Source organism: Shivajiella indica (assembly GCF_042683085.1).
GTDB classification, from domain to species: Bacteria; Bacteroidota; Bacteroidia; order Cytophagales; family Cyclobacteriaceae; genus Shivajiella; species Shivajiella indica.
On record NZ_JBHUIV010000025.1, the window covers coordinates 297,580 to 312,719 of the forward strand.

A 15,140-nucleotide genomic window follows, 5' to 3' on the forward strand; every position below is an offset into this window, starting at 1 on the left:
TAACCGTGTTTAAAAAAATATTAATAGCCAACCGTGGAGAAATTGCCCTGAGAATTATCCGGACCTGTAAGGAAATGGGTATAAAAACAGTAGCAGTTTACTCAACAGCTGATAAAGACAGCCTACATGTACGCTTTGCCGATGAAGCGGTTTGTCTTGGTGCACCTCCCAGCCGTGATTCTTACCTGAATATTCCAAGGATTATCGCCGCAGCTGAAATCACCAATGCTGATGCCATCCATCCAGGTTATGGTTTTCTTTCCGAAAATGCAGAATTTTCTAGGATTTGTGAGGAGTATGGAATCAAATTTATAGGTGCGAGTCCTGAAATGATCAACAAGATGGGCGACAAGGCTACTGCAAAAGCAACTATGAAAGAAGCTGGGGTTCCAACTATACCCGGATCAGAGGGTTTATTGGATAGTGTGGAACATGGGATAAAAATTGCAAATGATATGGGTTATCCTGTCATCCTAAAAGCAACTGCAGGAGGAGGTGGCAGAGGGATGAGGATTGTCAGGCAGGAAAGCGAATTTAAAAAAGCATGGGACGACGCACGTCAGGAATCAGGAGCTGCTTTCGGTAATGATGGGCTATACCTTGAAAAGTATGTGGAAGAACCACGCCATATAGAAATACAAATCGTTGGTGATAGTACCGGAAAAGCATGCCATCTTTCCGAAAGGGACTGCTCCATACAAAGAAGACATCAAAAACTGGTGGAGGAAACCCCTTCGCCATTTATGACTGATGAACTTCGTGAAGCTATGGGCCAAGCTGCTATTAAAGGTGCAGAAGCCATAGGATATGAAGGTGCCGGAACCATTGAATTTTTGGTGGATAAAAACCGGAATTTCTACTTTATGGAGATGAATACCAGAATCCAGGTAGAACATCCGATTACGGAAGAAGTAACAGATTTTGATCTCATCAAAGAGCAGATTAAAGTGGCAGCAGGTGAAAAGATTTCAGGCAGGAATTATTTCCCAAAGCTTTATGCCATGGAATGTAGAATTAATGCTGAAGACCCTGCTAACGGTTTCCGGCCAAGTCCAGGGAAAATTTTAAACCTGCATATGCCTGGAGGTAGAGGGGTAAGGGTCGACAGCCACGTATACGCAGGATATGTAATCCCACCAAACTATGATTCTATGATTGCCAAACTTATTGTCAGTGGGCAATCAAGGGATGAAGTGATTGTTAGAATGAAAAGAGCATTAGAAGAGTTTGTTATTGACGGAATTAAAACTACCATTCCCTTCCATATCGCACTATTGGATAATGAAGATTTCAGAGCAGGACACTTTACGACAAAGTTTTTGGAGACCTTTGACTTCAGTGTAATCAAAAAATAACTTAAATCCGGTCAAATGACCGGATTTTTTATTTAAAAAAATATAGAGTTTTCCCAAGATTTTTATGAAATCAAAAACTGTCTTCTTGGGAAAAGCTAAAATATTTTTTGGTATTTATTGAATTTTTTAAATAAGTATTGCCGTAATATTAAAATTTTACGAAATTACTTCCCTTGAATTGCAATACCCAAATATCCAATGAAACTGTACCATATTCTCCCAATTTGTCTCTCGATTTTAATTTTTTCCTGTAAACCTAATGGGCAGGAACAACTGAACCTATCTGAGGGAGAACAAATCAGCTATAATATTCACATTCGGCCTATTCTATCAGACAACTGTTTTGCCTGCCATGGTCCGGATGCCAATAAAAGGGAAGCTGGTCTAAGATTGGATATTGCCGAAAATGCCTATGCTGCTCTAAAAGAAAGCCCTGACAAATTCGGAATTACTCCTCATGATATCTCTCAATCCGAGCTTTACAAAAGAATTATTTCTGATAATCCAAGCGAGTTAATGCCACCACCTGAGTCCAATCTCAAACTTACTGAAGAGGATATTGCTCTCATCAAAAAATGGATTGAACAAGGGGCAGTTTATGAACCCCATTGGGCTTTTGTAGCTCCTAAAAAAATAGAGGTTCCCCAAGTAAAGGATGAAAAATGGCCGAAAAATGAAATTGACAACTTCATTTGGGCCAAAATGAACAAATTAGGTCTAAATCCAAACGATGAGGCAGAAAAGCATGAATTACTAAAAAGAGTAAGTCTTGACCTGACCGGTCTTCCCCCTACACCCGAGATGATCAAGGATTTCGAAAAAGATACAAGTGCTGATGCATACGAAAAAATTGTGGACAAAATCATGGACCTTCCCAGCTTTGGGGAGAAAATGGCTGTCCTTTGGATGGATATTTCAAGGTATTCGGACTCATATGGCTATCAGGATGACAATATCAGGACACAATGGCCATATAGAGACTGGGTCATTCATGCATTTAACAAAAACCTTCCTTATGATCAATTCATTACCTGGCAGTTGGCTGGTGATATGTTGCCAAATGCTAGCAAGGAACAGATATTGGCAACCGCATTCAATAGGAACCATAAATATACAGAAGAGGGGGGCGTAATCGATGAAGAATATCGGGTAGAATATATTCTGGACAAAACCAATACTTTCAGTAAAGGAATACTAGGGATCACTATGGAATGTGCCCAATGCCATGACCACAAGTATGACCCAATTTCTCAGAAAAACTTCTATGAGATGTTTGCCTTTTTCAACAATACTCCTGAAAAAGGATATGAAGGGGATGTTTCCCAATCCAAACCTGCCAAAACCCCGATCCTTTGGATAGAAAAAGAAGATATCGATAATCTTCTTACATTCATCAACCATCAAGACTCGAGTAAGATCATGGTCTCAGTGATGGAAGAATTGGATACAGTTAGAACAACATATATTCTAAACCGGGGCCTGTACGATGCCAGAACTACTCCTGTTGGTCCAAATACCCCAGAAAGTATATTTTCATTTTCCCAAAATCTCCCCAAAAACAGGCTGGGACTTGCCCAGTGGACAGTGGACAAAAACAATCCTCTGACAGCAAGGGTATTTGTCAATTTGATGTGGCAGGAAATTTTCGGCCGGGGAATCGTCAAATCCACCGGTGATTTTGGGATGCAGGGAGACCTTCCCTCCCATCCTGAGTTGTTGGATTGGCTCGCTGTCGATTTCATGGATAATGGGTGGGATATCAAATATCTTCTCAAAAAAATCATGACTTCGGCCACTTACATGCAATCTTCCAAAGTCACAAAAAAACATTTGATTACAGATCCTGATAATATCTATTTAGCCAGATCCCCAAGATTGAGATTGCCTGCTGAAAATGTCAGGGATTTGGTATTGGCAAGTTCGGGCTTGCTCGTATCGGAAATCGGGGGGCCAAGTGTAAAACCATACCAACCTGAGGGACTTTGGGAAGCTGCCACATCAGGCCGGGGTGAACTTAAGACTTACAAACAAGATATGGGTGAAAAGCTTTACAGAAGAGGACTTTACACCTTTATTAAACTCACTTCACCCCCTCCGATGCCCATAATTTTTGATGGTTCGAATAGAGATCAATGTGAAGTGAATCGGGGAAGAACCAATACCCCCCTTCAGGCATTGGTCATGATGAATGACCCTTTGGTAATGGAAGCGTCACGGGTTTTGGCGAGTCAATTGACTGAAAATTATATAGAACCTCAAACCGCCATTGAAGAGGCATTCAAAAGAATCCTGTGCAGAGAACCAAATTCGAAGGAATTGGATGTGCTTTCGGGCTATTTTAAGGAAGAATTGGAAAGATTCAACAAAGACCAAGCCTCAGCGGATGACTTATTGAGGGTAGGTGAATACCCTATCATAAAAGAAAAAATAAACCCAAATACAGGTGCCTTGATGCAGGTAATTTTAGCGATATATAACCTTGAGGAAGCAATAACCAAAATCTGAAATGGAAAAAGAGCAATTTGAATATGGATTAAACGAGAACAGGAGGAAGTTTCTTTCCAAGGTAAGCTTAGGAATTGGCAGTTTGGCTTTGGGTAGTCTTTTGATTCCTGATCTGTTCAAAGGCAAAAGCAGTGAAGATTCCTTGATGGAGGCTTTGCCTCATTTTGCTCCAAAAGCAAAAAGGATCATTTACCTTTTCCAAAACGGTGCACCTTCACAATTGGAATCATTTGACTACAAACCATTACTAAATCAACAAATAGGAAAAGAACTTCCGGATTCCATCCGTGCAGGACAAAGACTTACTGGAATGACCGCAGGTCAAAGCTCTTTTCCTTTAGTAGGTTCATTTTTTAAATTCAACCAATACGGTGAATCAAGAGCTTGGATTTCCGAAATGTTTCCCCATACTGCCAAAATTGTAGATGATATATGCATTATCAAATCAATGCATACTGAAGCCATCAACCATGATCCCGCTTTGACATTTTTTCAGACGGGGGCTCAGGTAGGCAACCGGCCAAGTATTGGTGCTTGGCTAAGTTATGGATTGGGAAGTGAAAACAGTAATTTACCTTCTTTCTGTGTCCTTTTAAGCAGAGGCAAAGGAAACGGGCAAGGTGTATATTCCAAACTTTGGACAAATGGGTTTTTGGATTCTGTACATCAAGGTGTCCAGTTTTCCGCAAGTGAAGATCCTGTGCTATATCTTAAAGATCCCAAAGGAATGAACCGGGAAGATCGTAGGAGGATGTTGGACAAGCTGGCAGAATTGAACAATATGAATTATGAGACTTTTGGAGATCCAGAGATTCAGGCCAAAATCCAGCAATATGAAATGGCTTTCCGGATGCAAACTGCTGTACCGGAAGTCACCGATATCAAATCAGAACCTGACAGCATCATCAAAATGTATGGGCCGGATTGTTTGATCCCAGGCACCTATGCTGCCAATTGCCTGTTGGCAAGAAAACTTTCCGAAAACGGAGTCCGCTTCGTCCAATTATACCACCAAGGCTGGGATGCACATGACAACCTGCCCAATCAATTTGTCGGACAGGCCAAAGATGTAGATCAGGCCTCTGCTGCATTGATCACAGACCTTAAACAGAGAGGCCTCTTGGATGAAACTTTAGTGATTTGGGGAGGAGAATTTGGAAGAACAAATTACTGTCAGGGAAAAATACAGGTGGACAATTATGGTCGTGACCACCATCCAAGAGCATTTTCCATCTGGATGGCAGGAGGAGGTGTCAAGTCAGGAATGGTATATGGGGAAACAGATGATTTTGGTTACAATATTGTGGAAAATCCAGTTCATGTCCATGACTTCCAGGCCACTCTCCTGCATTTAATGGGAATTGACCATGAAAGGCTTACCTACAAACACCTTGGAAGAAGGTATAGGTTGACAGATGTACATGGTAAAGTTGTCAAAGACATTTTGGTTTAACAGTTCTGAAAGTATGCCCAAAAACCAAAAAATCTTTTCTATTCTAGAAAATTCGTTAATTGCATTACATGGATTGATCTTTATTCTTGTCATCGGACAAGATTATATACAATTACCCTCTTTTTTGGAGGTATTTGGCAGAATGCACCCTCTAGTGCTCCATTTTCCCATTGTCATGTTATTTTTGGCAGCATTGCTGTTTTGGTTTCCTGATGCATGGGGAATCAACTCGAAGGTCGCATTGAAATGGCTGTTGCTTTCCGCTCTTTTCTTCACAGGGATTACTGTTCTCGCAGGGCTTTTTTTAAGTGTAGAAGATGGCTATATCAAAGAAGATTTTGAAAACCACCAATGGACAGGTTTGCTTGTATTTTGGCTAGGCACTTCTTGGTATTGGTTTTGGGTAAAGGAAAAGCTTTCCATCGCCAAAGGCCTTTCCTTGGTCGTATTGGCTTTGGTCTTAGCTACAGGCCACTTAGGGGCTTCATTGACACATGGGGAAGACTTTCTTTTTTCACCGTTAAAAAGTGTAGAAGCCACTCCTCCGGTAAGTTTCGAGGAAGCTTTGGCTTATGATCATGTCGTCAAACCTATCCTGGAACAAAAATGTTTCAGCTGTCATAAGGCAGGAAAAGTCAAGGGCGGACTAAGAATGGATGAAATCCAATACATCCTGAAAGGTGGTGAAATGGGGCCTGCTATTGATATGGAGGATCTTGAAAATTCCCAGATCCTTGTTCATATTTTGATCCCCTTGGAGGAAGAATTCCATATGCCTCCAAAAGGAAAACCGCAATTGACCGAAACAGAACTTGAATTGATCCAAAGTTGGATCTTAGATTCGGCTCATTTTGACAAAAAACTGACCGCCTACAATCCCGAAAGCGAATTCTTTGCTTTAGCAAAAGAGAAATTTGTAAGTCAGGAATCCAAATCCTATACCTTCAAGGCGGCAAATGCCAAAACCATAGCAGAGCTTAACAATGATTACAGAAAAGTGGCAGCTATCTACCCAACTTCACCGGGATTAAGGGTTACATTTTTTGGGAAAAACCAGTTTGACCCCAAAACGATTGATGACTTGAAAAGAATCAAAGAACAGATCGTAGAACTTAGTTTTCAAAACATGCCACTTAAAGATGACGATCTTCAAAAACTTACTATTTTCCCTAATCTTGAAGTACTCAACCTTAATTTTACGGGAATCGAAGGGAATACTTTGAGTGAACTGAAAAAACTTAAAAACCTGAAGCATCTTTCCCTCAGTGGTAATCCACTCTCAAAAGCGGCTTTTGAAAGTCTTAAAGAATTTGGTCAGCTGAAGGATTTATTTGTCTGGACCAATAAAAATTCTGATGCTATATCAATGCTAAAAGCGGCATTACCTAATACCAAAATCGAAGGGGGCTTTCAGGATGATGGCACTTTATACCAGTTGAATCCGCCTCAGATCGAGTCCGATAAATCAATTTTCACAGATAAAATTGAAATATCCCTGAAGCATCCGATCGGTTCGGTGAAAATTTTCTATACCCTAGACAATACTTTGCCGGACAGTACCAATCACCTAGTATATACAGAACCCATTAGATTGGATAAAAATGTAACGCTCAGAGCACGAGCTTTTGCAGATGGATGGCTTGGAAGTATTGAAAAGCAGGCAGTATTTTTTAGGTCAAAAATACAACCTGATAAGTATGAATTGACATTCCCACCTAATCCCCAATATAAAGGATCGGGTGCGCTTACTTTGTTTGACCTGGAAAAGGGGGATGAGGATTTCGCCTCAGGAAAATGGTTGGGCTTTCAGGATAAACCTTTTGAAATTCAAATGGATTTCAATTCTCCCCAAAGTATCAAAAACATTGCCTTCAGTACTTTGGCCGCAGAAGGGTCATATATTTTCCCCCCTTCCAAGGTGGAAGTTTGGATCAAAACCCAAAATGTAGACTGGAGATTAATCGATTCTCAAATACCGGATCAACCAACAAAAAACAGAAATCGTTTACTTCAGATGTATGAATCCAATATCAACCAAAGTGAGGTTACTGCCATTAAGGCCAAACTCACTCCTGTCAATCCATTACCGAAATGGCACCCCGGTGCCGGTGCAAAAGGATGGGTATTCATAGATGAAATCCTGATCAATTGATATGAAGGCCTACCAAAGGTATATTGAGCAAGTTCAATCCAAACTTAGGTCAGTTTTTGACCAGGCAGAAAAGATCGAAAAAGCAGCCAAATGGATAACTAATTGCCTTGCCAACAATGGCTATATATATACAAGCGGAACAGGACATTCCCATATGTTTGCGGAAGAAATCTTCTATAGAGCGGGTGGTTTCGCAAGGGTTATTCCAATACTCGATGAAGCTTTGATGTTACATAAAGATGCTTCTTACAGTACTGAAGTGGAACGTATGGAAGGCTATGCTTCTAAACTTTTGGAAGAATACCGCATTTCTCAAAAAGATATTTTTATCATTTCTTCCAATTCAGGGAGAAATACGGTAAGTATAGAAATGGCCATGATTGCCAAAAATCGAGGAGCGAAAGTAATTGTAATTACCAATCTAAAACATACCCAGTCAGTGGAGTCCAGACATTCCTCAGGCCTCAAACTATATGAAGTAGCAGATCTTTTTTTTGATAATTTTGGAGAAATTGGGGATGCTTCAATAAGCATTGAAGGGCTGGAATTTAAAGTTGGCGCTACCTCTACTGTAATTGGGGCTACAATTTTGCAAGCCATTATGGTTCAGGCAACAGAAAATTTAATATTTAAAGGTATTGAACCTGAAGTATTCAGTAGCTCCAATTCAGATGAAGGGGAAGAACACAATGATGCCTTAATCAGAAAATATAAGGGTATCATAAAGGGACTTTAAAATCTAAAAACCCAAAATAAAATTTTCAATTTTAAGGATTTGATAAAGGTCTTGGAAATATAGGGCTAGGACATGCTCTAAAAACTTTTTGAGATTTGAACTTTGGAGCTTGTATTTAGTAATTTGGTTATTGGTTATTGGTAATTGGTAATTGGTAATTGGTAATTGGTAATTGGTAATTGGTAATTGGTAATTGGTAATTTTCACGACATCTTCCCGACCAACCACCTGGCTATTGCTGGAAAATGTTGTCCTATAAATGCCATAAACCTACCATGTCCGGTAAATACATAATTTTTCTTCTTTTTTGCTATGGCCTTTAGCATCACCTTAGCTGCTTTTTCTGTTGGCCACATTAAATTCGCCGGTCTGGGATCAGGATTATCCGCATGAAAGACACCTTCATTATCTACTTTAGCAATATCAGAATCTATAAACCCAGGATGGAGTACCGTACAGTTCACGCCTGTACCTTTTAACTCCAGCTGTAAAGTCTGCCCAATAGAATGCACGGCTGCTTTTGAAGCTCCATAAGCTCCCACTCCCGGATTAGGCACATAACTTGCCACGCTCCCAATCAACACTATGCTTCCTTTGGATTCCTGAAGGTAGGGAAAGGCATATTTGAAAGTTAAGGCCAATCCTATAACATTCACATCGAATTGCCTTTTCCATTCCTTGGAATGAAGATTTTTGATTTTTCCAACCACCCCATATCCCGCATTGGCAATGGCTATATCAATTCTTCCAAAATGACTGTTGATAGCCTGAACAGCCTTCGCTATCTCATTTTCATCCAATACATCACAAGGAACTACTAAACCATCCCCTCCAAGAGATTTGACAATGGCCAATACTTCCTCCAATCTATCTTTTCTTCTAGCAGAAAGCGCAATTATAGCCCCATTTTTGGCAAATTCATAAGCCATATATCTCCCTAATCCAGAAGAGGCTCCTGTTATCCATACTACCTTATTCTTGAACATGAATCAATGTAATTATTTTATTTGATTGATGATAATCCCTTTCTTTTTTGTTATTAAAAATTTGATTAAACAAAATTCATAAATCCTTCTTTGCTTCAAATGTACCTTTATTTTAAAAGATTTCTTAACTTAATTTATTTGATTTTATTTCATAAATATCTTATATTCAATTAATTGTCTCACTTAAAATTATTTGGTTTATGAATATTTTGATTATTGGGGCTACCGGCCAACTAGGCTATACCATTGCGAAAAAACTCACTGAGAAAAACCACTCTTATCAGGTTATTGCAGGCTACAGAAAAACATCTTCTATTGAAGAACTTCAAAAACTGAAGAACATCCATTTCCGGGAAGTTGATTTAACTGATCCAAAAACAATTGAAAAAGGACTTATAGGCATAGATACTATTATATGTACAGCAAATTCAGCGGTACCAACCAATAGACATGATAATTTCAAATCCGTAGATGAAAAAGGGGTTAAATCTTTAATTGATCTATCTGTAAAAGAAGGAGTTAAGCAATTCATTTATGTTTCTGCTGCGAAGTTTGCCAAATGGGACAACAAAGTACCCTTAACCAAAGCAAAGAGATATGTAGAAAAGCATTTGATCAACTCCTCCCTTAATTATACCATCTTTCAACCCACTGCTTTTATGGAGATTTATTTTCCTTATATGGGAACTGATATTACATTAAAAAACTCCCCTATTAATACAATTCAAAGGCCCTTTAAGTTTGCCAATAATTTCTATGAGGGCATAAAAAATTCCATGAAAGATAACAATACGATAAATATTGTAGGAAATGGTAAACATAGAGTAAGTTTTATTAGCCTTGAAAATGTAGCTGATTTTTGTGTGAATGCCATAAACAACACGATGGCAAACAGACAGGTGATACCCATAGGTGGCCCTGAAGCCCTATCTCCCTTGGAGGTGAAAAAGATTTTCGAAAAAGTATATAATAAATCTTTGAAAGTGAAATCGACCCCTCCTTTTGTTATGAAAATATTGTCTTGGATATTAGGACCTTTTAACAAGGCGGCATCCAATATCATGGCCATGAACTATGTTATGGCCACCTCTGATTCTGTCATACCTGACATGCGAAAAAAAGCTGATCAATTCGAAGTTGACTTGATTTCAGCTGAAAAATTTTTGATGAATCAATCAAAACCCTAAACATTGTATTCCCCAGGCTATGGAAAATAGAAATGTTAATGTAGTAATTAGGAGAAAAGTATACTTGGGAATCTACCAAAACATTCTAAATCGGTCAAAATCTAGGTTAAACATTTTTTGGGACTTAAAAACACCTTTACACAAAGTTTATTTATAAGTCCCAATTATTGTTTATTCATAAATTCCAAGAATATCAAACACAAAAGCATATTCCAAGGCAATTTCCTTCAAACTTTCAAACCTTCCGCTGGCACCTCCGTGACCTGCATCCATGTTCGTATACATGAAAAGTTTGTTATTATCTGTTTTTTTAGTTCTTAGCAAAGCAACCCATTTTGCCGGTTCCCAATATTGGACCTGTGAATCATGTAAACCGGTAGTCACCAGTAAATTGGGATAAGCTCTTTCTTTCACATTGTCATAGGGGGAATAAGAAAGCATGTATTCATATTGTTCCTGGATATTGGGATTCCCCCATTCCAACCATTCAAAGGTTGTCAATGGAATAGTTTCATCCATCATGGTGGTCACCACATCTACAAAAGGAACGGCGGCAATTATTCCACGGTAAAGTTCTGGTGCCATATTGACTATTGCCCCCATTAATAAGCCACCTGCACTTCCCCCGGATGCAAATAATTTATCCTTTGCCACATAACCATTGTCCTGCAACCATTTTGAGCAATCAATAAAGTCATTGAAAGTATTTTTCTTGTTCATCATTTTACCATCCTCATACCATTCTCCTCCCATTTCCTGGCCTCCCCGAACATGCGCAATGGCATATACAAATCCCCTATCCAATAGACTAAGACGGGTAGGACTGAAATATGGATCCATAGAAGCACCATAAGAACCATAAGAATAAATCCATCCAGGCATTGATCCGTCCTTTTTGAATTTATCCTTTCTATAGACAATTGACATAGGAATTCTCTTTCCATCCCTGGATGGAACCATTATTCTCTCCGTTTGATAATTGGCCTTATTAAAATCCCCTAATACCGGTTGCTCCTTCATTAAGGTTTTCTCCTTAGTCACCATATTATAATCATAGGTAGAATTTGGTGTGGTCATAGAGGTATATGAATAACGGAGTACTTGGGTGTCAAAATTGGGATTGTAACCCAAACTTGCTGCGTAAGCAGGTTCCTCAAACTTCATTTCATGTTCGGACCCATCACTCCGTTTTATGATTCTGATTTTGGCTAATCCTTCAAAAGTTTCCTGTATAGCCATATATTCTTTGAAATAATCAACCCCTTCCAAGAAAATCTCCTTTCTGTGAGGAATAACATCCTTCCAATTCGCAGAAGAAGGACTGGAAACAGGAGTTTCCACCAATCTGTAATTGACCGCATCTAAATTTGTATAAATGTAGAATTGATCACCTCCAGCATGATCTACATAATATTGCACATTATCAATCACCCTTTCAATTAACTTTGGTTTGCCTGGTAGATCCGCATCAATAAACAGAGCATAAGAGGCATCGGTCCTTCCTGATCCGATTATGACATACTTTTTTGATTTGGTTTTACTGACATAACAATCCAAGGTGGGATCTTTTTCTTCAAACACCAGTTCGTCCTGATCAGTCGTATTACCTAGAACATGTCTTTTAACCTGAAATACCCTTAAAGTCTTTTTGTCAGGAATGGAATAATAAAAGGACTCGTTATCATTTGTCCATGCAATACCTCCACGGGTATCATCAATCCTGTCAGGAAAGATTTGCCCTGTTCTTAAATCCTTGATCATTACCGTGTAAAAATTCCTCCCTTGTGTATCCATCATAATAGCTGCTAAATTATGGTCTGGACTTACAGAGGTATAAAAATTCAAAAATGGTTGATCTTTGCCCAACTCATTTCCATCCACGATTATTTCCTCAGGGGCGCTCATATTTCCTTTTCTCCGGCAATAAATGGGATATTCTCCACCTTCAATATAGCGTACATAATAGAAATAATTATCAAGCTGGTAAGGAACAGAAGTGTCATCTTCCTTGATCCTGCTTTTCATTTCCTGAAAAAGCTTTTCCTGAAACGACTTGGTATGGGCCATCATGGTATCCAAATAGGCATTCTCTGCATCGAGATAAGCAGTCACTTCGGGATTTTCCCTATTATTCATCCAATAATAGTTATCTACCCTAAGATGCCCATGCTTGGACAGAATTTCAAAGGGCTCAATTTTAGCAATTGGGGGCTGAACATCGGGTAATATCACTTGGGGTTCTTTTTTGGAACAGGACATAAATGTATGGCTACAAATAACAAACAGGAATAAAAAAGATCTTTTCAACATAGGGGAAGTATTACAAGCATAAGAAATACAAATTTACACAATTAAATCAGTGAATTGATATCAGAATATTTTCTTGGTTTTCAGTTTAAAAAATCTCACAATTTTATAGTAAGGCATATTCACTACTAAAATCCACTAACGTTCAGTGTGTTACAAAAAAATCCGAAGATTAAAATATCTCCGGATTTTTTAAATTATCTGAATTTACCTTTCAGCATGGCGAGTTTAGCTGCAAGATCGCCTTCCATCTCAGGCTCTTCCCTTCTTTTCTTCTCGCCATGCTGCTTGGCTTTTCCTCTTTCGGCAAAAGGATCGGATTTCATGCTTAGCCCAATTCTTTTTCTAGGCATATCAACCTCCATCACAGTAACTTCCACTTTTTGGTTAACAATCACCACCTCAGCAGGATCATTTACATACCTATCAGCCAAATGACTTAGATGAACCAAACCATCCTGGTGCACACCAATGTCCACAAATGCCCCGAATTTGGTTATATTGGTAATGATCCCAGGCAATTTCATCCCTACTTTTAAATCGGATATCTCATTCACTCCCTCCTGAAAGTTGAAGACCTCAAAAGTTTCCCTCGGATCCCTTCCTGGCTTGGAAAGTTCTTCCATGATGTCCTGCAAAGTTGGTAGGCCAACTGTTTCAGAAACATAGTTATTTAGGATGATTTTTGACCTTAATTCTTCAGAACTCATCAGATCGGTCACTTTTGCGCCAATATCACTGGCCATCTTTTCAACCAATTCATACCTTTCTGGATGTACTGCAGAGGAATCCAATGGATTTTTGGCATTCCTGATCCGCAAAAAGCCAGCAGCCTGTTCAAAAGCCTTATCCCCTAGCCTTGGGACTTTCCTGATCTGATCCCTACTTTTGAAAGGGCCATTTTCATTTCTATAAGTTACAATATTCTGTGCCAATACTGGCCCCAATCCTGAAACATAAGTCAGCAATTGCTTGGAAGCTGTATTCACTTCAACTCCTACCCCATTCACACAGCTCATAACGGTATCATCAAGTGAGTTCTTCAAAGCCCCCTGATCCACGTCATGTTGGTATTGCCCTACTCCAATGGACTTGGGATCAATTTTCACCAACTCGGCCAATGGGTCCATCAACCTCCTACCTATCGAGACAGCACCCCTCACAGTAAGGTCATATTCCGGAAATTCCTCTCTTGCGACTTCAGATGCAGAGTAAATAGAAGCTCCGCTTTCATTCACCATAGTTACAATTACCTGCTTAGGAAGACCCAATGATTTTACAAAGGCTTCTGTTTCTCTACTTGCTGTTCCATTCCCGATTGCTATGGCTTCGACATGGTATTTTTCCACCAAATGCCTAAGCGTCGCCCCAGCTTCCACAGTTTTCTTTTGTGGTTCATTAGGGAAAATGGTATCGTAACTCAGCAATTGTCCTTGAGGTCCAAGACAAACCGTTTTACAACCTGTCCTGAAACCAGGATCAATGGCCATCACCGATTTTTCCCCCAAGGGAGCTGCCAGCAACAATTGTCTTAAATTTTCCGCAAAAACCTTAATGGCTTCTTCATCTGCTTTTTTCTTTGTGTATAGCCGGACTTCGGTTTCCATGGAAGGTTTCAATAATCTTTTATAGCAATCTCTAATGGCCAATTTTACCTGATCGACGGCTGAATTGGCTTCATTGGCAAGTACCAACTTGTCCATCAAGTTGATTGCGGATAACTCTTCCGGGCATGAATCCAACATCAAAAATAACTCTTTCTCCCCTCTTCTCATGGCTAAAACCCGGTGAGATGGCGCTGTTTTGACCGGCTCGGTCCAGTCATAATAATCTTTATACTTGATGGCCTCTTCCTCTTTTCCTGGAATCACCTTGGATACAAATTGCCCCTCCTCAATGAAAAGATCCCTCATCTTTTTCCTTAATTCGGCATTTTCATTGATCCATTCAGCTATTATATCGCGTGCTCCCTGAAGGGCCTCTTCAATAGAATTGACTTCTTTTTCTGAATCCAAATACTTTTCCGCTTCTGCATCAAGATCGAATGAGGTCTGGTCAAAAATCATTGAAGCCAATGGTTCCAATCCTTTTTCCCTGGCAATGGTCGCTTTGGTCCTCCTTTTGGGTTTGTAGGGTAAATACAAATCCTCCAAAATCGACATAGTTTCCGCCGCATTGATTTTTTCCTCAAGTTCAGCACTAAGTTTTCCCTGCTCTTGAATTGATTTCAAAATGGCCTCTTTCCGTTTGTCCAAATCTCTTAATTGTTGGATACGGTCACGAATTGAAGCCACTTGTACTTCGTCTAGACTCCCTGTTGCCTCTTTCCGGTACCGGGAAATAAAAGGGACCGTTGCACATTCATCCAGCAATTCTACCGTATCGGTCACCTGCTTTACCTTAATTCCAAGTTCCTCGGCTATTTTCAGAAAATGATTAATATTCATGCTTTGAAAATT

9 protein-coding genes are annotated in these 15,140 nt (G+C 39.5%); 6 read left to right on the plus strand and 3 right to left on the minus strand.

All coding sequences use genetic code 11. The features are described 5' to 3' along the window. The first annotated feature begins 5 nt into the window (after positions 1-5). The 5 genes from accC to ACFSKV_RS17680 all read left to right on the plus strand — a co-directional run bounded on the left by accC (position 6) and on the right by ACFSKV_RS17680 (position 8,201). Positions 6-1,355, plus strand: coding sequence for an acetyl-CoA carboxylase biotin carboxylase subunit (gene accC / locus ACFSKV_RS17660; protein WP_380805785.1), 1,350 nt, complete (start codon positions 6-8; stop codon positions 1,353-1,355). A 198-nt stretch (positions 1,356-1,553) separates the two neighbouring features. Next, positions 1,554-3,860 carry a PSD1 and planctomycete cytochrome C domain-containing protein gene (locus tag ACFSKV_RS17665; RefSeq protein WP_380805789.1) on the plus strand — a complete coding sequence of 769 codons (2,307 nt, stop codon included), beginning with the start codon at positions 1,554-1,556 and terminating at the stop codon, positions 3,858-3,860. A gap of 1 nt (position 3,861) precedes the next feature. Further along, the gene (locus ACFSKV_RS17670; protein WP_380805792.1) at positions 3,862-5,313 is read left to right on the plus strand and encodes a DUF1501 domain-containing protein; all 1,452 of its coding nucleotides are present in this window, start codon (positions 3,862-3,864) and stop codon (positions 5,311-5,313) included. Continuing rightward, the gene (locus ACFSKV_RS17675) at positions 5,282-7,465 is read left to right on the plus strand and encodes a c-type cytochrome domain-containing protein (RefSeq protein ID WP_380805795.1); all 2,184 of its coding nucleotides are present in this window, start codon (positions 5,282-5,284) and stop codon (positions 7,463-7,465) included. Before ACFSKV_RS17670 ends, ACFSKV_RS17675 begins: the two co-directional genes overlap by 32 nt. A gap of 1 nt (position 7,466) precedes the next feature. After that, entirely contained in the window at positions 7,467-8,201 is a 735-nt protein-coding gene (locus tag ACFSKV_RS17680) for a sugar isomerase domain-containing protein (RefSeq protein ID WP_380805797.1), read from the plus strand. A 203-nt stretch (positions 8,202-8,404) separates the two neighbouring features. Here the strand turns inward: ACFSKV_RS17680 and ACFSKV_RS17685 are convergent, their stop codons facing one another. Next, positions 8,405-9,187 (minus strand): SDR family NAD(P)-dependent oxidoreductase, encoded by a 783-nt coding sequence (locus tag ACFSKV_RS17685; protein ID WP_380805800.1) that lies wholly within the window; start codon positions 9,185-9,187, stop codon positions 8,405-8,407. Between the two features lie 200 nt (positions 9,188-9,387). On the opposite strand from ACFSKV_RS17685, the gene ACFSKV_RS17690 reads away from it, so the two are divergent. Next, a complete protein-coding gene (locus ACFSKV_RS17690; protein WP_380805803.1) occupies positions 9,388-10,374 on the plus strand; it encodes an SDR family oxidoreductase in 987 nt (328 codons plus the stop codon). A gap of 171 nt (positions 10,375-10,545) precedes the next feature. Here ACFSKV_RS17690 and ACFSKV_RS17695 read toward each other — a convergent pair whose 3' ends face one another. Together ACFSKV_RS17695 and ACFSKV_RS17700 are read right to left on the minus strand one after the other, a co-directional pair. Beyond that, positions 10,546-12,633, minus strand: a complete 2,088-nt coding sequence (locus ACFSKV_RS17695; RefSeq protein WP_380805805.1) for a S9 family peptidase — start codon at positions 12,631-12,633, stop codon at positions 10,546-10,548. 245 nt (positions 12,634-12,878) lie between these two features. Beyond that, positions 12,879-15,128, minus strand: a complete 2,250-nt coding sequence (locus ACFSKV_RS17700; RefSeq protein WP_380805808.1) for a Tex family protein — start codon at positions 15,126-15,128, stop codon at positions 12,879-12,881. Positions 15,129-15,140 lie beyond the last annotated feature (12 nt).

Excerpts from the sequence above, each read along its gene's own strand:
- ACFSKV_RS17690 (WP_380805803.1), top strand. The coding sequence starts at position 9,388 with ATGAATATTTTGATTATTGGGGCTACCGGCCAACTAGGCTATACCATT.
- ACFSKV_RS17665 (WP_380805789.1), top strand. The coding sequence starts at position 1,554 with ATGAAACTGTACCATATTCTCCCAATTTGTCTCTCGATTTTAATTTTT.
- ACFSKV_RS17670 (WP_380805792.1), top strand. The coding sequence starts at position 3,862 with ATGGAAAAAGAGCAATTTGAATATGGATTAAACGAGAACAGGAGGAAG.
- ACFSKV_RS17685 (WP_380805800.1), bottom strand. The coding sequence starts at position 9,187 with ATGTTCAAGAATAAGGTAGTATGGATAACAGGAGCCTCTTCTGGATTA.
- ACFSKV_RS17675 (WP_380805795.1), top strand. The coding sequence starts at position 5,282 with ATGGTAAAGTTGTCAAAGACATTTTGGTTTAACAGTTCTGAAAGTATG.
- ACFSKV_RS17695 (WP_380805805.1), bottom strand. The coding sequence starts at position 12,633 with ATGTCCTGTTCCAAAAAAGAACCCCAAGTGATATTACCCGATGTTCAG.
- ACFSKV_RS17700 (WP_380805808.1), bottom strand. The coding sequence starts at position 15,128 with ATGAATATTAATCATTTTCTGAAAATAGCCGAGGAACTTGGAATTAAG.
- ACFSKV_RS17680 (WP_380805797.1), top strand. The coding sequence starts at position 7,467 with ATGAAGGCCTACCAAAGGTATATTGAGCAAGTTCAATCCAAACTTAGG.